22 protein-coding genes are annotated in these 23,076 nt (G+C 71.2%); 6 read left to right on the top strand and 16 right to left on the bottom strand.

The genetic code is table 11. The features are described from left to right. The first annotated feature begins 4 nt into the window (after positions 1-4). The 3 genes from zwf to pgl are packed head-to-tail and all read left to right on the top strand — an operon-like array spanning position 5 to position 3,329. On the top strand, positions 5-1,528 hold the full coding sequence (gene zwf / locus ACZ4S3_RS06425; protein ID WP_467926818.1) for a glucose-6-phosphate dehydrogenase: 1,524 nt from the start codon (positions 5-7) through the stop codon (positions 1,526-1,528). Then, positions 1,525-2,550, top strand: coding sequence for a glucose-6-phosphate dehydrogenase assembly protein OpcA (gene opcA, locus ACZ4S3_RS06420; protein WP_467926815.1), 1,026 nt, complete (start codon positions 1,525-1,527; stop codon positions 2,548-2,550). The genes zwf and opcA overlap by 4 nt, the downstream gene beginning before the upstream one ends. Then, on the top strand, positions 2,547-3,329 hold the full coding sequence (gene pgl / locus ACZ4S3_RS06415) for a 6-phosphogluconolactonase (RefSeq protein WP_467926811.1): 783 nt from the start codon (positions 2,547-2,549) through the stop codon (positions 3,327-3,329). The genes opcA and pgl overlap by 4 nt, the downstream gene beginning before the upstream one ends. Positions 3,330-3,432: 103 nt before the next feature. Here the strand turns inward: pgl and ACZ4S3_RS06410 are convergent, their stop codons facing one another. The 14 genes from ACZ4S3_RS06410 to ACZ4S3_RS06345 all read right to left on the bottom strand — a co-directional run bounded on the left by ACZ4S3_RS06410 (position 3,433) and on the right by ACZ4S3_RS06345 (position 18,424). Beyond that, positions 3,433-4,203: a hypothetical protein gene (locus ACZ4S3_RS06410; RefSeq protein ID WP_467926806.1), complete on the bottom strand. Its 771-nt coding sequence runs from the start codon at positions 4,201-4,203 to the stop codon at positions 3,433-3,435. Between the two features lie 62 nt (positions 4,204-4,265). Beyond that, positions 4,266-5,918 (bottom strand): glucose-6-phosphate isomerase, encoded by a 1,653-nt coding sequence (gene pgi / locus ACZ4S3_RS06405; protein ID WP_467926802.1) that lies wholly within the window; start codon positions 5,916-5,918, stop codon positions 4,266-4,268. Between the two features lie 59 nt (positions 5,919-5,977). Next, entirely contained in the window at positions 5,978-7,252 is a 1,275-nt protein-coding gene (locus ACZ4S3_RS06400; RefSeq protein WP_467926798.1) for an MFS transporter, read from the bottom strand. 162 nt (positions 7,253-7,414) lie between these two features. Beyond that, positions 7,415-7,750, bottom strand: coding sequence for an RNA polymerase-binding protein RbpA (locus ACZ4S3_RS06395; protein ID WP_006606296.1), 336 nt, complete (start codon positions 7,748-7,750; stop codon positions 7,415-7,417). A 157-nt stretch (positions 7,751-7,907) separates the two neighbouring features. After that, entirely contained in the window at positions 7,908-8,144 is a 237-nt protein-coding gene (gene secG, locus ACZ4S3_RS06390; protein WP_006606295.1) for a preprotein translocase subunit SecG, read from the bottom strand. 111 nt (positions 8,145-8,255) lie between these two features. Beyond that, on the bottom strand, positions 8,256-9,032 hold the full coding sequence (gene tpiA, locus ACZ4S3_RS06385) for a triose-phosphate isomerase (protein ID WP_467926792.1): 777 nt from the start codon (positions 9,030-9,032) through the stop codon (positions 8,256-8,258). A gap of 5 nt (positions 9,033-9,037) precedes the next feature. Further along, positions 9,038-10,240, bottom strand: coding sequence for a phosphoglycerate kinase (locus ACZ4S3_RS06380; protein ID WP_467926788.1), 1,203 nt, complete (start codon positions 10,238-10,240; stop codon positions 9,038-9,040). Between the two features lie 102 nt (positions 10,241-10,342). After that, positions 10,343-11,347, bottom strand: coding sequence for a type I glyceraldehyde-3-phosphate dehydrogenase (gene gap / locus ACZ4S3_RS06375; RefSeq protein ID WP_467926785.1), 1,005 nt, complete (start codon positions 11,345-11,347; stop codon positions 10,343-10,345). 345 nt (positions 11,348-11,692) lie between these two features. Next, positions 11,693-12,682 carry a DNA-binding protein WhiA gene (whiA, locus tag ACZ4S3_RS06370; protein ID WP_018091880.1) on the bottom strand — a complete coding sequence of 330 codons (990 nt, stop codon included), beginning with the start codon at positions 12,680-12,682 and terminating at the stop codon, positions 11,693-11,695. Continuing rightward, positions 12,673-13,734 (bottom strand): gluconeogenesis factor YvcK family protein, encoded by a 1,062-nt coding sequence (locus ACZ4S3_RS06365; RefSeq protein ID WP_467926782.1) that lies wholly within the window; start codon positions 13,732-13,734, stop codon positions 12,673-12,675. Before ACZ4S3_RS06365 ends, whiA begins: the two co-directional genes overlap by 10 nt. Further along, on the bottom strand, positions 13,731-14,675 hold the full coding sequence (gene rapZ, locus ACZ4S3_RS06360; RefSeq protein ID WP_467926779.1) for an RNase adapter RapZ: 945 nt from the start codon (positions 14,673-14,675) through the stop codon (positions 13,731-13,733). The genes ACZ4S3_RS06365 and rapZ overlap by 4 nt, the downstream gene beginning before the upstream one ends. Next, on the bottom strand, positions 14,672-16,741 hold the full coding sequence (uvrC, locus tag ACZ4S3_RS06355; RefSeq protein WP_467926776.1) for an excinuclease ABC subunit UvrC: 2,070 nt from the start codon (positions 16,739-16,741) through the stop codon (positions 14,672-14,674). The genes rapZ and uvrC overlap by 4 nt, the downstream gene beginning before the upstream one ends. Positions 16,742-16,920: 179 nt before the next feature. Further along, positions 16,921-17,784 (bottom strand): hypothetical protein, encoded by an 864-nt coding sequence (locus ACZ4S3_RS06350; RefSeq protein ID WP_467926772.1) that lies wholly within the window; start codon positions 17,782-17,784, stop codon positions 16,921-16,923. Positions 17,785-17,788: 4 nt separating this feature from the next. After that, entirely contained in the window at positions 17,789-18,424 is a 636-nt protein-coding gene (locus ACZ4S3_RS06345) for a papain-like cysteine protease family protein (protein WP_467926767.1), read from the bottom strand. A 242-nt stretch (positions 18,425-18,666) separates the two neighbouring features. Here ACZ4S3_RS06345 and ACZ4S3_RS06340 point away from each other — a divergent pair, with 242 nt between their 5' ends. Next, on the top strand, positions 18,667-19,605 hold the full coding sequence (locus ACZ4S3_RS06340; RefSeq protein ID WP_467926762.1) for a hypothetical protein: 939 nt from the start codon (positions 18,667-18,669) through the stop codon (positions 19,603-19,605). Between the two features lie 18 nt (positions 19,606-19,623). Here the strand turns inward: ACZ4S3_RS06340 and ACZ4S3_RS06335 are convergent, their stop codons facing one another. Continuing rightward, entirely contained in the window at positions 19,624-20,037 is a 414-nt protein-coding gene (locus tag ACZ4S3_RS06335) for a Rieske (2Fe-2S) protein (protein ID WP_467926757.1), read from the bottom strand. A gap of 48 nt (positions 20,038-20,085) precedes the next feature. Continuing rightward, on the bottom strand, positions 20,086-20,835 hold the full coding sequence (locus tag ACZ4S3_RS06330) for an MFS transporter (RefSeq protein ID WP_467927361.1): 750 nt from the start codon (positions 20,833-20,835) through the stop codon (positions 20,086-20,088). Between the two features lie 263 nt (positions 20,836-21,098). On the opposite strand from ACZ4S3_RS06330, the gene ACZ4S3_RS06325 reads away from it, so the two are divergent. Then, entirely contained in the window at positions 21,099-22,127 is a 1,029-nt protein-coding gene (locus ACZ4S3_RS06325) for a LacI family DNA-binding transcriptional regulator (RefSeq protein WP_467926752.1), read from the top strand. Next, positions 22,124-23,071 carry a carbohydrate kinase family protein gene (locus tag ACZ4S3_RS06320; RefSeq protein ID WP_467926747.1) on the top strand — a complete coding sequence of 316 codons (948 nt, stop codon included), beginning with the start codon at positions 22,124-22,126 and terminating at the stop codon, positions 23,069-23,071. Before ACZ4S3_RS06325 ends, ACZ4S3_RS06320 begins: the two co-directional genes overlap by 4 nt. Positions 23,072-23,076: the final 5 nt, after the last annotated feature.

Raw genomic sequence — 23,076 nt, 5'->3', positions numbered from 1 at the left:
AACCTTGTCAAGCAGCAATCCGCTGCGTGACGCTCTGGACCGACGGCTCCCGCGTATCGCGGGGCCGTCGGGCCTGGTGATCTTCGGCGTCACGGGCGATTTGTCCCGCAAAAAGCTGATGCCGGCCGTCTACGACCTGGCCAACCGCGGTCTGCTGCCGCCGGGCTTCTCGCTCGTCGGGTTCGCCCGTCGCGAGTGGGAGAACGAGGACTTCGCGCAGGAGGTGTACACCGCGGTCAAGGAACACTCGCGTACGCCGTTCCGCGAGGAGGTCTGGCAGCAGCTGGTCCAGGGCTGCCGCTTCGTCCAGGGCAACTTCGATGACGACGAGGCCTTCGAGACGCTCAAGGAGACGATAAACGAGCTCGACAAGGCGCAGGGGACGGGCGGCAACTTCGCCTTCTACCTGTCCGTGCCGCCGAAGTTCTTCCCCAAGGTCGTCCAGCAGCTCAAGAAGCACGGGCTGGCCGACCAGAAGGAGGACTCCTGGCGCCGCGCGGTCATCGAGAAGCCCTTCGGGCACAACCTCGAGAGCGCCCAGGAGCTCAACCGGATCGTCCACGAGGTCTTCCCGCCCAACGAGGTCTTCCGGATCGACCACTACCTGGGCAAGGAGACGGTCCAGAACATCCTGGCGCTGCGGTTCGCCAACACGATGTTCGAGCCGCTGTGGAACCGCGGCTATGTCGACCACATCCAGATCACGATGGCCGAGGACATCGGCATCGGCGGCCGGGCCGGCTACTACGACGGCATCGGCGCGGCCCGTGACGTCATCCAGAACCACCTCCTCCAGCTGCTCGCGCTGACCGCCATGGAGGAGCCCGCCTCCTTCGAGGCGGACGCGCTGGTCGCGGAGAAGACCAAGGTGCTGGGGGCCGTCCGGCTGCCCAAGGATCTCGCCGGGGAGACCGTCCGCGCGCAGTACACGGAAGGCTGGCAGGGCGGCGAGAAGGCCGTCGGCTATCTCCAGGAAGACGGCATCGATCCCAAGTCGAAGACCGACACCTATGCCGCCATCAAGCTGCAGGTGGACAACCGCCGCTGGGCGGGCGTCCCGTTCTACCTGCGCACCGGCAAGCGGCTGGGCCGCCGGGTCACCGAGATCGCGGTGGTCTTCCAGCGCGCCCCGCACTCCCCCTTCGACCACACGGCGACCGAGGAGCTGGGGCAAAACGCCCTGGTCATCCGCGTTCAGCCGGACGAGGGCGTAACGGTCCGCTTCGGCTCGAAGGTGCCGGGCACCTCCATGGAGGTGCGGGACGTCTCGATGGACTTCGCCTACGGCGAGTCCTTCACCGAGTCCAGCCCCGAGGCGTACGAACGCCTGATCCTGGACGTCCTGCTGGGCGACGCCAACCTCTTCCCGCGCCTGGAGGAGGTCGAGCAGTCCTGGCGGATTCTCGACCCGATCGAGGAGTACTGGGACAAGCACGGCAAGCCCGCGCAGTACCCGGCGGGCACCTGGGGCCCGGCCGAGGCGGACGAAATGCTCGCACGAGACGGACGGAGCTGGCGTCGGCCATGAAGATCGATCTGACGGAAACCACGGCCAGCAAGATCAACAAGGCGCTGGTGGAGGGCCGTCGCGCGGTGGGCACCCCTGCCATCGGCATGGTGCTCACCCTCGTCATCGTCACCGACGAGGAGAACGCCTACGACGCCCTGAAGGCGGCCAACGAAGCCTCCCGCGAGCACCCCTCGCGCACCCTGGTCGTCATCAAGCGGGTCAGCCGGTCGCCGCGCGACCGCGCCAAGGCCCGCCTGGACGCCGAGGTACGGGTCGGGACGGACGCGGGCACCGGCGAGACGGTGGTGCTGCGGCTGTACGGCGAGGCGATCGACCACGCCCAGTCCGTGGTGCTGCCGCTGCTGCTGCCGGACGCCCCGGTGGTGGTCTGGTGGGCGGTGAACGCCCCGCTGGACCCGGCCAAGGACCCGCTCGGCGCGCTGGCCCAGCGCCGGGTCACCGACGCCTACACCGCCGAGCAGCCCATCGCGGAGCTGACCAAGCGCGCCGATACGTACACCCCCGGCGACACCGACCTGTCCTGGACCCGCATCACGCCCTGGCGCTCGATGCTGGCGGCGGCGCTGGACCAGATGCCGTGCACGGTCACCTCGGCCGAGGTCGAGGGCGAGGAGTTCAACCCGAGCGGGGAGCTGCTGGCCATGTGGCTCGCCAGTCGGCTGAACGTCCCGGTCCGGCGCATGGTTTCGGCCGGCCCCGGTCTGACGGCGGTCCGTATGGAGTCCACCTGCGGCCCGATCGTGCTGGACCGCGCGGACGGCTCGCTGGCCACGCTCTCCATGCGCGGCCAGCCGGACCGCGCGGTGGCGCTCAAGCGGCGGGAGACCGCCGAGCTGCTCGCCGAGGAGCTGCGCCGGCTCGACCCGGACGACATCTACGCCGCCGCGCTGAAGTACGGCGTGGACCGGCTCGGTGACGGGGAATCACCAGCGGCACCGGAGGCACCCCGGGCCGCGGAGAGCGCCCCGGACAAGCCCGCGGCGAAGAAGGCGCCCGCCAAGAAGGCGGCCGCCAAGTGAGCGCTCCGCAAGTTGTCGTCCACCGCGACAAGGAGCTGATGGCGAAGGCCGCGGCGGCCCGGCTGATCACGAAGATCGTGGACGCCCAGGCCGCCCGTGGCTTCGCCTCGGTGGTCCTGACCGGCGGCCGCAACGGCAACGGGCTGCTCGCGGCGCTCGCCGAGGCACCCGCCCGGGACGCGGTGGACTGGTCCCGCCTGGACCTGTGGTGGGGCGATGAGCGGTTCCTTCCGGACGGCGACCCGGAGCGCAACCACACCCAGGCGCGTCAGGCGCTGCTGGACAGCGTTCCGCTCGACCCGGCCCGGGTACACCCGATGGCGCCCTCCAACGGCACGCTGGGCAACGACGCCGACGCCGCGGCCGAGGCGTACGCGGCCGAACTCGCCGCCGCGGCGGGCCCCGAGGACCACGGCCCGGTGCCGTCCTTCGACGTCCTGCTCCTGGGCGTCGGACCCGACACCCATGTCGCCTCGCTCTTCCCCGAGCTGCCCGGCGTGTACGAGCAGGAGCGGACGGTGATCGGCGTGCACGGCGCGCCCAAGCCGCCGCCCACCCGTATCTCGCTGACCCTGCCCGCGGTCCGCGCGGCCCGGGAGGTCTGGCTGCTGGCGGCCGGCGAGGACAAGGCCAACGCCGTGGCCATCGCCCTCTCCGGCGCCGGCGAGGTCCAGGCCCCTGCGGCGGGCGCCCGCGGCCGCAGCCGCACCCTGTGGCTCCTGGACGAGTCGGCGGCGGCCCAGCTGCCGCGCGATCTGTATCCGCCGGCGTCGGCCTGACCCGGCCGGCCGGACGCCGAGGGCCCCCGTACCGAACCGGTGCGGGGGCCTTCGCCGTACCTCACCCGTGCCGTACGGGCGGGCGCGGACGCGCGTCAGGTCGTCAGGAGGGGTGGCGGGCGGTGTGGCGCCGCCCGCTGCCGTACGGCGCGCCCGGCTGCCGCTGTCCGGGATGGTCCCGCAGCCGGATCCCCCGGGAGCGGCGCAGCCGGTGCATCTCGAACAGGGCGATACAGGTCACCAGCAGCGGTGCGCCCAGGATGAAGACCACCCCGAACGTCAGCCCGAGGCCGTGCAGATCACCGGTCACCAGGTCAGGAACGGCCATCAGCCAGGACGTGACGGAGGCGAGGACCGGCGGCAGTGCGCGGTGGATGGCCCCGGTGCCGAAGAAGTTGCTGTTGATCCGGATCCCGGCGGCGCCGACGAACCACAGCAGCCACAGGACCAGCGGTGTGGTCGGCAGTGAGTGGGCGACGCCCACCATGAGGAGCAGCGTCAGCACCGCCGCCCCGACAAAGAACAGCAGCAGCCACAACGCACCGAACAGCCGTGGCCGCAGCGGCCTCAGCGGTCCGCTGCGGCGCCACACCAGCAGCATCGCCCCGACGGTCAGCGGGGCGATGACCAGCAGGACGAAAGAGGCGACCACCAGGTTCTCCAGCGCCTCGGTGAGGCTGAAGTCCCGTGCGACAAAGGTGTAGACACCACTCGCCACGATCATCCCGGCGAGGACTCGCAGGCGTTTGAGCCGCTCCACGAGCGGGTCGTCCGTCTCCGGTATCCAGCCGGGCTGGAACACCCACCAGGCCGCACGGTGCGGCCACAGCAAGCTCAGCCAGGATCCCGTTCCGCCGCGCCGCACTTGGGCCATGGCACTCTCCCCCGAACGCATCCATGGTCATGATCGTCCGGGGGATCCTATGCGACGGCCGGTCAGCGCCCGCGCAGCTCCCGGTACTTGGCGACCAGGCCCGCCGTCGACGCGTCCAGCCCCGGCACCCGGGCGCCCTCCGTCAGCGCGGGCTCGACCCGCTTGGCGAGTACCTTGCCCAGCTCCACGCCCCACTGGTCGAAGGAATCGATGTTCCAGACCGCGCCCTGGACGAACACCTTGTGCTCGTAGAGCGCGATCAGCTGGCCCAGCACGGACGGGCTGAGCTCCGTGGCCAGGATCGTGGTGGTGGGGTGGTTGCCCTTGAAGGTCTTGTGCGGCACCAGCTCCTCGGCCACGCCCTCGGCGCGTACCTCCTCGGGCGTCTTGCCGAACGCGAGGGCCTGCCCCTGCGCGAAGAGGTTGGCCATCAGCAGGTCGTGCTGGGCGACCAGGCCCGGCTGCAGATCGGCGACCGGTTCGGCGAAGCCGATGAAGTCGGCCGGGATCATCTTGGTGCCCTGGTGGAGCAGTTGGTAGTAGGCGTGCTGGCCGTTCGTGCCGGGCGTGCCCCACACGACGGGGCCGGTCTGCCAGCTGACCGGGTTGCCCTCGCGGTCCACCGACTTGCCGTTGGACTCCATGTCCAGCTGCTGCAAGTAGGCGGTGAACCGGGAGAGATAGTGGCTGTAGGGCAGCACGGCGTGCGACTGGGCGCCGAAGAAGTTGCCGTACCAGATGCCCAGCAGGCCCATCAGCAGCGGGGCGTTCTCCTGCGGCGGGGCGGTGCGGAAGTGCTCGTCGACGAGGTGGAAACCGGCCAGCATCTCGCGGAAGCACTCCGGGCCGATCGCGACCATCAGCGAGAGGCCGACCGCGGAGTCGAACGAATAGCGGCCGCCGACCCAGTCCCAGAACTCGAACATGTTGTCCGTGTTGATGCCGAACTCCGCCACCTTCTCGGCATTGGTCGACAGCGCCACGAAATGCTGGGCGACCGCCTCCTCGCCGGCGCGCAGCCCGGTCAGCAGCCAGTTGCGGGCCGAGGTGGCGTTGGTGATGGTCTCGATGGTGGTGAAGGTCTTGGACGCGACGATGAACAGCGTCTCGGCCGGGTCCAGGTCCCGTACCGCCTCGTGCAGATCGGCGCCGTCCACGTTGGAGACGAAGCGGAACTGCATGTCCCGGTGGGTGTAGGCGCGCAGCGCCTCGTACGCCATCGCAGGTCCCAGATCCGAGCCGCCGATGCCGATGTTGACGACCGTCTTGATACGGCGGCCGGTGTGGCCCTTCCAGTCCCCGGAGCGGACCCGGTCGGCGAAGGTGCCCATCTTCGTCAGGACGTGGTGCACGGCGGGGACGGCGTTCTCACCGTCGCTCATGACCACCGACGAGGCGGGCGCGCGCAGCGCGGTGTGCAGCACGGAGCGCCGCTCGGTGATGTTGATCTTCTCGCCGCGGAACATCGCGTCCCGCAGCCCGGCCACGTCCGTAGCCGCGGCCAGTTCGCCCAGCAGCCGCAGCGTCTCGTCGGTGACCAGGTGCTTGGAGTAGTCCAGGTGCAGATCGCCGACCTGGAGGGTGTAGCGCTCGGCGCGGGACGGGTCGCGGTCGAACAGCTCGCGCAGATGCACCTCCCCCAGCTGCTCCCGGTGCTTGCTCAACGCGGTCCACTCAGGCATCTGGTCGAGCCTGCTGCGGGTTTCTGCGTTCATCTGGGACATCAGCCTTCTTCGTCTCGTACCGGCACCCCGCCGGCTCCCAACCTAATTGATCAGGGCGCGGTATGAGGTATCTGTCCGCTGTCGGACAACGAGCTGTCGGCGGCATTGCGCACGGGTATCAGCACGGCCGCGCCCAGCCCCAGCAGCGCGGCGGCCAGCAGCGCGGGGGCGCCCGCTCCGCACGCCTCGGCGACCGCGCCGCCGAGCAGGGCGCCCAGCGGCGCGCCGGCGACGGAGACCGTACGGAAGGCGGCACTGATCCTGCCGAGCATCCCCTCGGGGCTGCGCTGCTGTATGACCGTGGTCTCCAGGACGTTCCACACCATGCCCGCGAAGCCGAACAGGCCCAGGGACACCGCCGCCGCAGCCGGCGAGCGCAGCGTCCCGAAGGCCACCAGCACACCTGCCTGCAGCAGACCGGCGATGAGCAGGGTGCGGGCCTGCCCGCCGACGGCGGCAACCACCCGGCCCGCGAGCAGCCCGCCCAGCACCATCCCGATGCCGTAGCCGGTCGTCACCACCGCATAGCCGAAGTCCCCGGCGCCCAGCCGGTCCTTGACCGCCACCACGAGCGTGGCGATCAGCGCACCGATGCCGATGTTGCCCAGCGCCACCGACAGGCTGAAGGCGCGCAGCACCCGGTCGCGCCACAACGCCCTTGTGCCGTCCGCGATGTCGCGCCGCAGGGTGCGCCCGGCGGCGGCCGGCGGCCCGGCCGGCGGAGCGGTCCGCAGGGAGGCGACGAGGGCGGCGGCGACGACGTACGTGGCCGCGTCGGCCAGGAAGGGCACCGCGGCGCCCAGCGCGATGAGCACCGGCGCCACCGGCCCGCCCACGAACCGGCCCAGCACCTGCTGGCCGGTCATCAGCCGGGCGTTGGCGGTGGCCAGCGCCTCCTTGGGCACCACCGCGGGCAGCAGGGCCGTCGCGGCGTTGTCGAAGAGCGTCTGGAGGGTGGTGAGCGAGAAGGCCAGCGCGATCAGCAGGCCGATGCTCGCCCGGTCCAGCGCCACGGCCAGCGCGAAGGAGGCCATCAGCAGCCCGCGCAGCAGATCGACCGCCCACATGGCCCGCCGCTGCTCCACCCGGTCGGCGACCGCGCCGCCCAGCAGCCCGAAGAGCAGCCAGGGCAGGAATTCGCAGGCGGTGACGAGCGAGATCTGCACCGGCGAATCGGTCAGGGTCCAGGCCAGCAGCGGAAGGGCCGTACCGCGCAGCGCGTCACCGAAGCGGGAGACGGCCGCCGCGCTCCACAGCCGCCCGAATCCGCCCCGCCGGGCAAGCGCGCCCGTCCCGTCCATGGTGCTCGTCCGCGTGCCCGTCATCGCCGCCCCCGTCCCGGATCCGTCCCGTACGGAAAACGGTAGGGGCGACCACTGACAACGGGCCTCGGTCACTTGCCCCATCCGCTGCCTCAGACGCGGAACGGCCCGGCCGGAGGGGGTGGTGCATCCCTCCGGCCGGGCCGGACATCGCGTCGCCGGTCCTCAGATCTCGCCGCGGAGCTTGGCCAGCGCCTCCGCGAGAATCGCCTCGCCATCGGCGTCGCTGCGGCGCTCCCGGACGTAGGCGAGATGGGTCTTGTACGGCTCGGTGCGCGGCGGGTCCGGCGGGCTGTCCCGGTCCTTGCCGGCCGGGAAACCACAGCGCGGGCAGTCCCAGGTGTCCGGAACCTGCGCATCGCCGGCGAAGCTGGGCTGCGTCTCGTGCCCGTTGGAGCACCAGAAGGAGATCCGGGTGCGCGGCGCGGACTCGCCGCGCTCGGCCTCCCCCATCGGCCCCGCCCCGACCCGACTTCCTCGGATCGCGTTGCCACTTGCCACGGTCGTAACTCCCTGCGTAATGGTGCTGCAAAGCATCTAACAGCAGCTGCGCTGCGGGCGCTCCAGTCTACGTAAGGCCCAACGCGCGTCCAGTGACAGGAGTTACACCCCGCCCAAGGACGCCGCCCTCATGATAGGCCGCGCCTCCGACGGTATGTCAGTTGCCGAGCTTCATCAGAATGCCGAGGACCACGATGCACGCGAACCACAGCAGACCGATCACGATGGTGATGCGGTCGAGGTTCCGCTCGGCGACCGAGGAGCCACCGACCGAGGACTGCATACCGCCACCGAACATGTCGGACAGGCCGCCGCCCTTTCCCTTGTGCATGAGCACCAGCATCATCAGCAGCAGGCTGAAGACGATGAGGGCGATCGAGAACCCGATGACCACGGCTGGACCAACTCTCTGGGTCTGGTTGAAATGGTGCGGGGCCGGGCGGCGCGCTGGACGCCGGACCCGGCCCCGACAGGGTACGACGGGCCGGGCCCGTCGTCATAGCTGCTACTGGTCGCGGAAACGGACGATCTTCACAAACTCGTCCGCGTCCAGCGCCGCGCCGCCGATCAGCGCGCCGTCGACGTCCGGCTGCGCCATGATCGCCGCGACATTTCCGGACTTGACCGAGCCGCCGTACTGGATGCGCACCTTGTCGGCCAGCTCCTGGCTGTAGAGCTCGGCGAGCCGGCCGCGGATCGCCCCGCAGACCTCCTGGGCGTCCTCGGGGGTGGCGACCTCGCCGGTGCCGATCGCCCACACCGGCTCATATGCGATCACGAGGGTCTCGGCCTGCTCGGCCGGGACGTCCTTGAGGCCGCCGTCGACCTGGGCGAGGGTGTGCGCGACCTGGTTGCCGGCCTTGCGCACCTCCAGGCCCTCGCCGACGCACAGGATCGGGGTGAGACCGTGCCGGAAGGCGGCCTTGACCTTGGCGTTGCAGATCTCTTCGTTCTCGCCGTGGTACTGGCGGCGCTCGCTGTGGCCGACGGCCACGAACGTGCACTTGAGCTTGGCGAGCATCGAACCGGAGATCTCACCGGTGTAGGCACCGGCGTCGTGCGCGGAGACGTCCTGCGCGCCGTACTTGATCTTCAGCTTGTCGCCGTCGACCAGCGTCTGCACCGAGCGCAGGTCGGTGAAGGGCGGCAGGACGGCGACCTCTACGGCGTCGAAGTCCTTGTCGTTGAGCGCGAAGGCGAGCTTCTGGACGTGCGCGATGGCCTCGAGGTGGTTGAGGTTCATCTTCCAGTTGCCCGCCATCAGCGGGGTGCGGTCACTCACGGTGTTCAGTCCTCCAGAGCGGCGAGGCCGGGGAGCGTCTTGCCTTCGAGGTATTCGAGGCTGGCGCCGCCGCCGGTCGAAATGTGGCCAAAAGCGTTCTCGTCGAAGCCGAGCAGCCGGACCGCGGCGGCGCTGTCGCCACCGCCGACGACCGTGAAGGCCTCCGAGTCCAGCAGCGCCTGCGCGACGGCCTTGGTGCCGCCCGCGTAGTCGGGGTGCTCGAAGACGCCCATCGGGCCATTCCAGAAGACGGTGCCCGCGTCGGCGAGCTTCGCGGCGTAGAGCTCGCGGGTCTTCGGGCCGATGTCCAGGCCCTCCTGGTCGGCCGGGATGGCGTCCGAGGCGACGATGGCGGGGTTGGCCGGGGCCTTGGTCTTCAGGTCCGGGAACTCGGCCGAAATCAGTACGTCGACGGGGAGGACGAACTCCACGCCGCGCTTCTCGGCCCGCGCCAGGTATTCCAGGCAGGCCGGGACCTGGTCCTCCTGGAGCAGCGAGATGCCCACCTCGTGGCCCTTGGCCTTGAGGAAGGTGTACGCCATGCCGCCGCCCACCAGGATGCGGTCGGCCTTCTCCAGCAGCTGGTCGATCACGGCGAGCTTGTCGGAGACCTTCGCGCCGCCGAGCACGACCACGTAGGGGCGCTTGACGTCCTCGGTGAGCTTCTTCAGCACGCCGACCTCGGTGGCGATCAGGTCACCGGCGGCGTGCGGAAGGCGCGCGGGCAGGTCGTAGACGGAGGCGTGCTTGCGGTGCACGGCGCCGAAGCCGTCGCCCACGTACAGGTCCGCGAGGGCGGCGAGCTGGTCGGCGAAGGCGCCGCGCTCGGCGTCGTCCTTGCTGGTCTCGCCCGCGTTGAAGCGGAGGTTCTCCAGCACGGCCACCTGGCCGTCGGCCAGGCCCGCGGTCACCGACCGGGCGGATTCGCCGACCGTGTCGGTCGCGAACGCCACGTCCTGCCCGAGGATCTCGCCCAGCCGCGCGGCCGCGGGTGCCAGCGAGAAGGCCGGGTCCGGGGCGCCCTTGGGACGGCCCAGGTGCGAGGCGACGATCACCTTGGCGCCGCGCTCGGCGAGCTTGGCGATCGTCGGGGCGACGGCACGGATCCGGCCGTCGTCGGTGATGGTGGTGCCGTCCAGCGGCACGTTCAGGTCGGCGCGGACGAAGACCCGCTGTCCCGCCACCTGGAGGTCGTCGATCGTCTTCATGGTGAAACCGTGACTCCGTTCGGAAGGTCGATCATGGGACGGGGCCCGTCCGACGCGCCATCGCGTCGTACGAGCCCCGTCCTCACAAGTGCACTGATCTTGTCAGAGCTGACCGCCGACGAAGACGGTCAGGTCCACCAGGCGGTTGGAGTAGCCCCACTCGTTGTCGTACCAGCCGACGACCTTGACCTGCTTGCCCTGAGACATCGTCAGCTTCGAGTCGAAGGTGCACGAGGCCGGGAAGTTCACGATGTCCGAGGAGACGATCGGGTCCTCGGTGTACTCGAGAATGCCCTTGAGCTGACCCTCGGCGGCCTTCTGGAAGGCGGTGTTGATCTCGTCCTTGGTGACCTCGCGCTCGAGCTCCAGGACCAGGTCGGTGACCGAGCCGGTGGGGACGGGCACGCGCATCGCGATGCCGTCCAGCTTGCCCTTGAGCTGCGGGAGGACCAGGGCGGTGGCCTTGGCGGCGCCCGTCGAGGTCGGGATGATGTTCTCCGCGGCGGCGCGGGCGCGGCGCAGGTCGCTGTGCGGGAAGTCCAGGATGCGCTGGTCGTTGGTGTACGCGTGGACCGTCGTCATCAGGCCCTTGACGATGCCGAAGTTCTCGTCGAGCACCTTCGCCATCGGCGCCACACAGTTGGTGGTACAGGAGGCGTTGGAGATGACGTGGTGCTTGGCCGCGTCGTACTTGTCGTTGTTGACGCCCATCACGATCGTGATGTCCTCGTCCTTGGCGGGCGCGGAGATCAGGACCTTCTTGGCGCCGGCCGCGATGTGCTTCTCGGCGTCGGCCTTCTTGGTGAAGATGCCGGTCGACTCGATGACGATGTCGGCGCCGAGCTCCGCCCAGGGGAGGTTCGCCGGGTCGCGCTCGGCCATCGTCTTGAAGGTCTGGTTGCCGACCGTGATGGTGTCGTCGGTGTGGCTGACGTCCTGCTTGAGACGGCCCAGGATGGTGTCGTACTTCAGCAGGTGGACCAGGGTGGCGTTGTCGGTCAGGTCGTTGACACCGACGATCTCGATGTCCGCACCCTGCTCCAGGAGCGCGCGGAAGTAGTTACGACCAATGCGGCCGAATCCGTTGATGCCTACGCGGATCGTCACGAACCGATCTCCTCGTTGGTACGGCGGTATATGCACCGCCGAGCTGTATGGGATGTCCCCGACCGCCTCCGACCCTACCCCCTGTACGAGACGTACGTGACATTGACATCTGGCCTCACGTCGTACTCACAACTGAGAAACCCAGCAGCTCAGCTGAGCGGTCCAGCCCGCCCACGGCAGCGAAAACACGCCGCTCGACGCCGGCCGGATCCCCCGCGTACGACGGGGACGGCAACGGCCCAGCCCCCTTCCGTCACAGCCGGCCGGACCCCGAAGCCCCCACGGCAGGACCGGACTTCACCGGCCGGACGGGGGAGCGACTCCTCCCGCCCGGCAGCGGCCCCGTCAGCCGACCATCCCCTCGGCCAGCTCCTCCGTCAGATTGGACTCCGTACCGGGAATCCCGAGGTCCTGCGCGCGCTTGTCCGCCATCGCCAGCAGCCGCCGGATGCGCCCGGCCACCGCGTCCTTGGTCAGCGGCGGATCGGCGAGGGCGCCCAGCTCCTCCAGGGAGGCCTGCTTGTGCTCCATGCGCAGCCGGCCGGCCGCCGCGAGGTGCTCGGGGACCTCCTCGCCGAGGATCTCCAGGGCCCGTTGCACCCGGGCGCCGGCGGCGACCGCGGCCCGTGCCGAGCGGCGGAGGTTGGCGTCATCGAAGTTGGCGAGGCGGTTGGCGGTGGCCCGGACCTCGCGGCGCATCCGCCGCTCCTCCCACGCGAGCACCGACTCATGGGCGCCGAGCCGCGTCAGCAGCGCGCCGATCGCATCACCGTCACGGACGACGACGCGGTCCACACCGCGCACCTCACGGGCCTTGGCGCCGATGCCCAGCCGGCGGGCCGCGCCGACCAGGGCGAGCGCCGCCTCGGGGCCGGGGCAGGTGACCTCCAGCGAGGAGGAACGGCCGGGCTCGGTGAGCGAACCATGGGCCAGGAACGCCCCGCGCCAGGCCGCCTCGGCGTCGCACGTCGCACCGGAGACCACCTGCGGGGGCAGGCCGCGGATGGGGCGGCCGCGCCCGTCGACCAGGCCGGTCTGCCGCGCCAGCTGGTCGCCGCCGGCCACCACCCGTACGACGTAGCGGCTGCCGCGCCGCAGGCCGCCGGGGGCCATCACCACCAGGTCGGAGGAGTGTCCGAAGATCTCCAGGATGTCCTTGCGCAGCCGGCGGGCGGCGATGCCCGTGTCCAGCTCCGCCTCGATCACAATGCGGCCGCTGACCAGGTGCAGACCACCCGCGAACCGCAGGATCGACGAGACCTCCGACTTCCGGCAGCAGGTCCGGGTGACGGGGAGCCGGGAGATTTCATCCTTCACCGCAGCCGTCATCGCCATGGGCCGATCCTTCCATGCATCCGAAAAATACGGTCGTACGCGGCTGCCAGCAGCTCCGGGTCGTGCCGGTCGGGGGGCGGCCCGGCACTGGTCCGGGCGTCGTCTCCTTGTGCGGCGACCGCAGCCAGCTCGACCTCGCTGCCCACCAGCTGCTTGGCGGCAACCGTCAGACCTTCGATGTCGGGCACGGCGGCCTTGTCGGCCAGCACCACGTCGAAGGCGAGTTTAGGGGCGTGTCGGGCCAAAACCTCCAAATGACGCTGCGGTGAGAAGCCATCGGTTTCGCCCGGTTGGGGCGCAAGGTTGAGCGAAAGGACTTTTCGGGCCTTGGTCTCCTCCAGGGCCTCACGCAGCTGCGGCACCAGCAGATGCGGGATCACGGACGAGAACCAGGAGCCGGGACCCAGCACCACCCAGTCGGCATCGCGCACCGCGGCCACCGCCTCGGGAACGGCCGGCGGGTCCTCGGGGACCACATGCACGGAGAGCACCTCGCCGCGGGTGAGCGCGACGGTGGCCTGGCCGCGGACCGTGGAGACCTCGTCCGGGCGGGCCACGTCATGGCCCCTGACCTGGGCCTGGAGCTCCAGCGGGACGGCCGACATGGGCAGCACCCGGCCGTGCGCGCCCAGCAGCCTGCCGACCAGGTCGAGCGCCTGGACATGATCACCGAGCTGCTCCCACAGGGCGACGATCAGCAGATTGCCGACCGCGTGGTCATGCAGCTCCCCCTCGGACTGGAAACGGTGCTGGATCACCCGGGACCAGGTCTGGCCCCAGTCGTCGTCGCCGCACAGCGCGGCCAGCGCCTTGCGCAGATCCCCCGGCGGCAGCACCCCCAGCTCGTCGCGGAGGCGGCCGCTGGAGCCGCCGTCGTCGGCGACGGTGACCACGGCGGTCAGATCGCCGGTGATCCGGCGCAGCGCGGCCAGCGAGGCGGACAGGCCCATCCCGCCGCCGAGCGCCACCACCTTGGGAGTGGTGCCCTTCGTCGCACGGCCCCTGGGGACGAACCTGCGGACCCGGCGCAGCCGCGGCGTATGGCCGGTCATTCGCGCCCCATGTCCCGGTGGACGACGACGGTCTCGACCCCTTCGGTCACCAGACGGCGGGCCAGCTTCTCGGACATCGCGACGCTGCGGTGCTTGCCGCCCGTACAGCCGACCGCGATGGTCACATAACGCTTGCCCTCGCGGCGGTAGCCCTCGGCGACGATGCGCAGCAGCTCGGCGTAGCCGTCCAGGAACTCCTTGGAGCCGGGCTGGTTGAAGACGTAGTCCGAGACCTCTTCGTTGAGGCCGGTGAAGGGGCGCAGCTCGGGGACCCAGTGCGGGTTGGGGATGAAGCGGCAGTCGATGACCATGTCGGCGTCGACCGGCAGGCCGTACTTGAAGCCGAACGACATGACCGTCGCGCGCAGTTCGGGGACCTCCTCGCCGGCGAACTGGGCGTCCAGCTTGGCGCGCAGCTCATGGACGTTGAGGCTGGAGGTGTCGGTGACCAGGTCGGCGTCGCCGCGCAGCTCGCGCAGCAGATCGCGCTCGGCGGCGATGCCGTCGACGATCCGGCCGTCGCCCTGGAGGGGGTGCGGGCGGCGCACCGACTCGAAGCGGCGCACCAGGGCCTCGTCGGAGGACTCCAGGAAGACGATGCGGCGCTTGACGTTCTGCGCGTCGAGAGTGGCCAGGGACTCCTTGAGATTGGCGAAGAAACGGCGGCCGCGGACATCGACGACGACGGCGATCTTGGCGACATTGCCCTGGGAGCGGGCGCCCAGCTCGACCATCGGCGGGATCAGCTCGGGCGGGATGTTGTCGACGACGAACCAGCCGAGGTCCTCCAGGCACTTCGCCGCCGTGCTCCGGCCCGCCCCCGACATGCCGGAGATGATCACCAGCTCGGGGATCGCGGCGCTCTCGCCCTGGTCGGTCGTGCCCGTACTCACCTGTGCACCGTCTCTCTCGGTTTCCTGCGCTTCGTGCTCTGTGCTCATCGGTCCTGCCCCCGTTCTGCTGACAACGCGGCCGAGGGTGCCCCGTCATCCTCAATGATCTCTCCTGTGGCGGTGTTCACCGCGGGGGCGGACGGTGCCGCCCCGGCCAGCGCCGCCGCGACCGTCTCGGCCGTCTTGCGGCCGACGCCCGGAACTTCACAGATCTCGTCGATGGTGGCGGCCCGCAGCTTCTTGAGCGAACCGAAGTGCTTGATCAGCGCCTGGCGGCGGGTGTCGCCCAGGCCCGCGACGGCATCCAGCGGCGAGGACTTCAGCCGCTTGGTGCGCTTGCTGCGCTGGTAGGTGATGGCGAAGCGATGGGCCTCGTCACGGACGCGCTGGAGGAGGTAGAGGCCCTCGCTGCTGCGCGGCAGCACGACCGGGTCGTCGTCATCGGGCAGCCAGACCTCCTCCAGACGCTTGGCCAGGCCGCAGACGGCGACATCGTCGATACCCAGCTCGTCCAGTGCGCGGCGGGCGGCCGCCACCTGGGGAGCGCCTCCGTCGACGACCACCAGCTGAGGCGGATAGGCGAACCGCTTGGGGCGGCCCTCGTCGTCGGTGGGACGGCCGTCGTCGGCGGAGGCGCCGGCCATCGCGTCGGGTGCGCCGTCGTCCTCCACGGGGGCGTCGGCGGACGGCTCCTCCGTCCACTCGCCGGACTTCTGCTTCTCCTGGAGATAGCGCTTGAAGCGGCGGCCGATGACCTCGTGCATGGACCGGACATCGTCCTGCCCCTCGAAGGTCTTGATCTGGAAGCGGCGGTATTCGCTCTTCCGGGCGAGGCCGTCCTCGAAGACCACCATGGAGGCGACGACGTCCTCGCCCTGGAGGTGGGAGATGTCGAAGCACTCGATGCGCAGCGGCACCGTGTCCAGGCCGAGGGACCGGGCGATCTCCTCCAGGGCGCGGGAGCGGGTGGTCAGGTCGGAGGCGCGCTTGGTCTTGTGCAGGGCCAGGGACTGCTGGGCGTTGCGCTGGACCGTGGCCATCAGGTCCTTCTTGTCGCCGCGCTGCGGGATACGCAGCGAGACCTGGGAGCCGCGGCGGCCGGACAGCCACTGCTGGACCGGCTCCTGGGGCTCGGGCAGCGCCGGGACCAGGACCTCCTTGGGCACGGCGTCGCCCCGCTCCTCGCCGTAGAGCTGCTGGAGGGCGTGCTCGACGAGACCGGCGGTGGTGACGGCCTCCACCTTGTCGGTGACCCAGCCCCGCTGGCCGCGCACCCGGCCGCCGCGGACGTGGAAGATCTGGACGGCGGCCTCGAGTTCGTCCTCGGCGACGGCGATCAGGTCGGCGTCGGTGGCGTCCGCGAGCACCACGGCGCTCTTCTCCATCGCCCGCCTGAGCGCGCCTATGTCATCGCGGAGCCGGGCAGCACGCTCGTACTCCATCTCCTCGGCGGCGTCCTGCATCTGCCGCTCCAGACGGCGGATGTACGCACCGGTGCGGCCGGCCATGAAGTCGCAGAATTCCTCGGCCAGTTCGCGGTGCTCCCCGGCCGGGATGCGCCCGACGCAGGGGGCCGAGCACTTGCCGATGTAGCCGAGCAGACAGGGGCGGCCGATCTGCGCGGAACGCTTGAAGACACCGGCGGAGCAGGTGCGTACGGGGAAGACGCGGAGCATCAGGTCGACGGTCTCGCGGATGGCCCAGGCATGGCCGTAAGGACCGAAGTAGCGCACGCCCTTCTTCTTGGCGCCGCGCATCACCTGGACCCGCGGGAACTCCTCGTTGAGGGTCACCGCGAGATACGGATAGCTCTTGTCGTCGCGATACTTGACGTTGAACCGCGGGTCGAACTCCTTGATCCAGCTGTACTCGAGCTGGAGCGCCTCGACCTCGGTGGAGACGACGGTCCATTCCACCGAGGCGGCGGTGGTGACCATCGTGCGCGTACGCGGATGGAGGCCGGCCAGGTCCTGGAAGTAGCTGGCCAGGCGCTGGCGCAGGCTCTTGGCCTTGCCGACGTAGATGACCCGGCCGTGCTCGTCGCGGAACTTATAGACCCCCGGCGAGTCGGGGATCTGTCCCGGCTTGGGTCGGTAGCTGCTGGGGTCTGCCATGCCCACCACCCTACTGACCGCCACCGACAATCACCGGCCCCGGACCCATCCCGCGGCCGCCTCCCGGCCCGCTCGGGCCGCCGCGCGGCGGGTGGGGTGGGGGCCCACCGCGCGGCGGGCGCGGTGCACCGGCCCGCCGCGCGGCACGGTAGGGCGGTGGTGAGCCGCCGTACCCCCCGTCAGCCGGTGCGGCGCCTGCGCAGCGCCGCGGCGCCGCAGAGGGCGAGCGCGAGCAGGGCGGCGGCGCCCGCGACGGCCGAGGCGGCGGTGACCGGGATGCTGCCGCCCGCCGGCGCACCGGCCTGGGCGGGCTCCGGGCGGGGACCCGCCTCGGCGGGCGCGGCCTGCGGGGCGGCCTGCGGCCCGTATCCGCCGGCCTCGCCGCGCTTGTCGTACGCGGAGCCGGGGAGCTTGTCCCCGTACGCCTTCACCACCCGCTTCCGATAGGCGGCCACCGTGCTGCCGTGCGCGCCGACGGCCTTCCTGGCGTCCGCGTCCAGCGGCACGATGCGGTCGCCGCGCTGCACGTACCAGGCGTCGATCTGCGGCTCCCGGAAGACCGTCCCGGTCCGGCCCCCGGCTGCCGCGTAACGGGTCTCGTCGTCCCCGCCGGCGATATTGACGACCTTCCAGGCGGCGCCCCGCCGCACCGTCCACACCGAGGCGGTCCGCCCGTCGGCGGCGACCGCCTTGCTGGCGAGGAACTCCAGCCGGGCGACGGGGGTGTCCGCCTTGCCGCGGACGAAGTCCGGGGACAGGACGTACACGGGGACCGTCCCGCCCTCGATGCGGGCCTTGCCCCCGGCGGTGGCGCGGGCGCCGGCGTGCCCCGGCTCGTGGGCGAAGAACCGGGCGAGGGTGTCCAGGGTCGCGGGGGCGGCGGCCGCTTCGTGGGCGGCGGTGACGCTTGCCCGGGGCGGGGCCTTGGGGGACGCGGGGGCGTCGGCGGCCTGTGCGGCGTACGGGGCGAGGCCGATGAGGGCGGCGGCCGGCGCTGCGGTGGCGGCGGCACGAAGAGCGGTGCGAGCGGTGCGCTTCGTCATGGCCTCAGGCTCCTATCCGGTAGAGGGAGTGCGTCCAGGAGAAGGAGTTGCCGTTCACGTAGTAGTCGAAGTCACCCCAGTTGTAGCGGCTGTTGGAGGCCCAGGGGTCGCCCCAGTAGACCCAGTTGTTCGCCGTGTCGAAGCCGTAGATCACATGCATATGGCCGCCGCCGGAGGACCACTCGATACGGGTCTCGACGGGCCGGTCGGCGTTGATCTCGCTCTGTACGGTGCCGTAGCGCAGATAGCCGGTCACGTAGGAGCCGGAATTGATGCCCATCCAGTCGAAGGCGTTCTGGACATTGCCGAGCGTGGCCTGGTTGTTGGGGCAGGTGGTGTCCTGGTTGCGGCCGAAGGCGGCGTTGCAGAACTGGTTCTGGCTGTAGTTCCTGCCGTACCAGGCGGCGATGGTGTTGCCGGAGCCGGCCCAGCACCAGTTGGTCTTCTCCTGGGCCTGCATCGATATGTCGAGGCGGTTGGCGGCGGCCGCCTTGCCGGTGGCGGCGGCGTGCGCCGGGGGCGTGGCCGCCGAGGCGGTCGCCCCGGGGAGCGTGGTGAGCGCCGTGAGCGCGGTGGTGGTGAGGGCCGCTGCCGACAGCCATCTACGGCGCGCACGAGGCGCAAGGGGGGCACGGGTCATGGCGTTCCTCCCGAAGAGGGGGGTGAGGGGGTGAGAGGAGCGCATCCGGATGCTGCTGTGGAGCATCGGGTGTTGTCGCACGCAGGTCAACACGCTTCAATGCGAGATGACATGGGGGTGTGGACGGACGGGCCCGGATGTGAACGCCCGGTGCCCGGCGTACTGCAGTGAACAGGCAGTCAGCGCGAGCGGCGTGCGATCCGGTTGTGAACGTTCACCCGCGCGCCGGAGGAATTGAGGCAATGGCACAGAACACTCCCGAGTCGGCCGAGCTGGCACAGCTGCTGCGGACCGGCCCGTTCCACCTGGCCCTGCGCAGCGCGCTGACCGCACGCGGCCTCGCCCTGACCCGCGTCCAGCACAAGCTCGCGCAGCGCGGCATCAAGGTCGGTGTGACCAGCCTGAGTTACTGGCAGCAAGGAGCCCGGCGGCCGCAGCGCCCCGAGTCGCTGCGGGCGGTGCGCGCCCTGGAGGAGGTTCTGGAGCTGCCCGCGCGCTCGCTGCACCGCCTCCTGCTGCCCGAGAGCGGCACCCGCCCCGAGGCCGAACGCCCGGTCGCGCGCTCGTACCGCTCGCTGGTGGCGCCCGCCGGCGCGCTGCAGCAGCTGTTCGCCGAGCTGGAGACCCCCGCGGACGGCGGGCTGCACACCGTCGGGCATCACGAACGGGTCCGTATCGGACCGCGCCGCGAGCTGAGCGCACGCGAATCACTGCAGGTCGTACGCGCGCACCGGGACGGTGTGGACCGCTATGTCGCCATTCACCGGGGCGATGCGGGCTGCGATCCGTCCCGGGTGAGCGTACGGGCGGCGGAGAACTGCCGGCTGGGGCGGGTGCGCGGGGACGCGGACACCGGGGTGGTGGTCGCCGAGCTGCTCTTCGACGCCCGGCTGCGGGCCGGCGACACGCACGTCTTCGGATACGCCTTCGAGGACGGCAGCGGCGGTCCCAGCGCCGAGTACGTACGCGGCTTCAGCTTCGCGGGCGGGCAGTACGTCCTTCAGGTGCGCTTCGACGAGGCGGCGCTGCCGGTGCGCTGCGCCCGCTTCGCCCAGGTCTCGGCGGGCGCCCCGCGCAGCGACCGGCAGGAGCTGACGCTCAGCGGCACGCACCGGGCCGTCCACCTGGTGGAGCAGGGCGTACGGCCCGGAATACTGGGGATCGGCTGGGACTGGGGGTAGCCGCCCGCCGCGCGGGCCTCAGCCCGCGATCAGCTTCCCGCCCCTGGCCTTGACGGGCACCTCGGGCAGCGGCCGGGACGCCGGGCCCTGGACGACCTGGCCGGTGGTGACGTCGAAGCGGCTGCCGTGGCAGGGGCAGCTGCCTTCCTTCTTCTCGACCTCGGCCAGGATGCAGCCCGCGTGGGTGCACCGGGCGCTGAAGCACTTGTACTCGCCCTTGACGGGCTGCGAGACGACGAGCCGGTCCTCGCGGTAGAGCTTGGCACCCCCGACCGGGACGTCGGCGGCGGCCCCCAGCTCCACCGGCTTGTCCGGCACCGCCGAGGCCTCGCCGCCCGACGCGCCCGGGGAGCAGGCCGCCACCCCGAAGCCGGCGGCACCCGCGAGCGCGGCCCCGCGCAGCACGGTTCGGCGGGCGGGGGGCTGGCTCATGGCTGCTCCAGGGATGGTATGAGGTGCACGGGGTGCACGGGGTGCGGGTCAGACGGCTCCCGACGATACCGGCACGGATTGGTCCGTTTCCGGTGGGGCCTGGCGCCCGCGCAGCAGGTCCTGTTCGATCTCCTCGAGGCTGCGGCCCTTGGTCTCCGGCAGCAGCCGCCGGACGAAAAGGAACGCCAGGAGCGTCGTGCCGGCGAAGAACAGGAAGTTGAACCCGGCGCCCCAGGCGTGCAGCAGGGTCGGGAAGACCAGCGCCACGATCATGTTGAACAGCCAGTTGAAGAGCACGCACAGCCCTACCGCCGCGGCCCGGATCCGCATCGGGAACAGCTCGGGCAGCATCACCCACTGCACCGGCCCCCAGGAGACGGCGAAGGACGCGATGTACAGGGCGATGCCCAGCAGGGTGAGCGTCGAGAGCAGCGCGCCGTAGCCGAGTCCGGAGAGGTTGGTGACGGCCAGCAGCACCATGGCCGCGCACATGCCCAGGGCGCCCACCAGGAGCAGCGGTTTGCGGCCGGTGCGGTCGATGAGCCGCATCGCGGGGAGCGTCATCAGCATGTTGAGCAGGCCGATGCCGACGTTGGCCAGGATCGCGCCGCCCGAGCCGAAGCCGATGTCGGTGAGCAGGGTCGGCGCGTAGTAGATGATCGTGTTGATGCCGACGAAGTTCTGGAAGAGGACCAGCAGCATCCCGGCCACGAACACCGGCCGCAGCCGCGGCGAGAGCAGCTGCCGCAGGGTCAGCGGCTCGCTCTGCGCCCGCTCCGCGCGCTCGGTCCGTTCGATCTCGGCCAGCTCCTCCCCCGCCGCCCCGGCGCAGCCGCGTCAGCACCGCGTGCGCCTTGGATTGCCCGGTTCGGTGACCACGAGAGCGCGCATCGGCGCCTCCTCACGACGTCGTGCGGGGTTCGATGGCGGGAAGGTAGCTTGTACGTAAACGCTTACGCAAGCGTTTACGTTTTCCCCCGGGTGCTCGTACTGTGGTGGACTTCGCGGGACGGCGCCATGGGCTCAGCCGTGGCACCGGGCTCACGGGGAGGAAGAACCGGATGACAACGATGGTGGATGTGGCACGGCGCGCGGGTGTCTCCGTCGCCACCGTCTCGCATGTGCTCAACGAGACCCGGCCGGTACGCCCCGACACCCGCGCCGCGGTGCTCGGTGCCATCGACGAGCTGGGCTACACCCACAACACCCTCGCCCGCTCCCTGGTCACCGCCCGCACCCGCTCCATCGGCCTCGCCGTCTCCGCGATCAGCAACCCGTACTTCACCGAGATCCTCCAGGGCGTCGAGGCGGGCGCACTGGAAGCGGGCTACAGCCTGCTGATCGCCGATCCGCACGACGATCCCCGGCACGAACGCAAGGTCGTCCAGCTGCTGCACGAACGCCGGGTCGACGGCATGATCGTCGCGCCCTCCGCGGAGCCGGCGGAGATGACCGGCTATCTGGCCCGGCGCAAGGTCCCCGCCGTCTTCCTGGACCGGCTGGCCGGCGACGGCCACGACCAGGTGTGCGCCGAGAACACCGGACCGGTACGCAGGCTCGTCGAGCATCTGGCCGACCTGGGGCACACCCGGATCGGCCTGGTGGCCGGGCTGCCCGGACTGAGCACGACCACCGAGCGCGTCCAGGGCTACCGCGAGGGGCTGCGCGCCCGCGGGCTGGAGTTCGCGCCCGAGCTGCTCGCCGGCGGCAACTCCGAGGCGGAGGGCGCCCAGGACGCCACCGGCCATCTGCTCGCCGCACCCGAGCCGCCCACCGCGATCATCACCGCCAACAACGCGATGACCATCGGTGCGCTCCGGGCGCTGCGCGAGCGCGGTCTGCAGGTCCCCCGCGATATCGCGCTGGCCTGCTTCGACGACTTCTCCTGGGCCGATCTGTTCGCGCCCCGGCTGACCGCGATCGCCCAGCCCAGCAAGGAGATCGGAGCCGCGGCGGTCCGGCTGCTGCTGGAACGCCTCCAGGAGCCGGACCGGCCGCCCCGCACCCTCCGCCTGCCCTGCACCTTTGTGCACCGTACGTCGTGCGGCTGCCCCGAAACGGCCCCCCAGGAAAGGAACCGCACCCCGTGATCGTCGTCGCCGGCGAGGCGCTGATCGACCTCGTCCCCAGCCCACAGGAGCCCGCCCAGGACGGGGGGCTGCCCACGCTGCTCCCCCGGCGCGGCGGCGGCCCGTACAACACCGCCCTCGCCCTGGGGCGGCTGGGCTCGCCCACCGCCTTCTGCTCGCGGGTCTCGACCGACACCTTCGGCGAGGCGCTGCTGGAGGGGCTGCGGGCCGGCGGTGTGGACACCGCTCTGGTGCAGCGTGGTGCGGAGCCGACGACGCTTGCGGTGGCGGACATCAGCCCGGACGGCTCGGCCGGATACGGCTTCTACGCCAACGGCACCGCCGACCGGCTCTTCGCCCTGCCGCCCGCGCTGCCCGACGGGACCCGCGCGCTCTCGCTGGGCACCTGCTCGCTGGTCCTGGAGCCGGGCGCGAGCGCGTACGAGGCCCTGCTGCGGCGCGAGGCCGGCCGGGGCGTCTTCACGGCGCTGGACCCCAATGTCCGGCCCGGCCTGATCCCGGATGCGGACGCCTACCGGGCCCGCTTCCGGTCCTGGCTGCCGCATCTGACGCTGCTGAAGCTGTCGGAGGAGGACGCGGGGTGGCTGGCGGGGGCGGACGGCGACCCGGCCGGGGACGCGGCCGGGGACTGGCTGGGCGCCGGTCCCGCGGCGGTCGTCATCACCCGGGGCGGTGACGGGCTGACGGTGCTGACGCCGGGCGGCGGCGAGGTGACCGTGCCCGGATCCCGGGTCGAGGTGGTCGACACCATCGGCGCGGGCGACACGGTCAATGCCGCGCTGCTGCACCGGCTGGACGCCCATGACGCCCTCTCCCGCGACGCTGTGGCCGCGCTCGGCCCCGACGACTGGCGCGACATCCTCGGCTTCGCCGCGCGCGCCGCCGCCATCACCTGCTCCCGCGCGGGCGCGGAACCGCCGTACGCCGGCGAACTCGCCGCCTAGCGCGG

The sequence above is a fragment of the Streptomyces sp. NPDC028368 genome (assembly GCF_055565615.1).
Note: the sequence above shows the minus strand (reverse complement) of the source record. Positions and strands in the feature narration are given on the sequence as shown.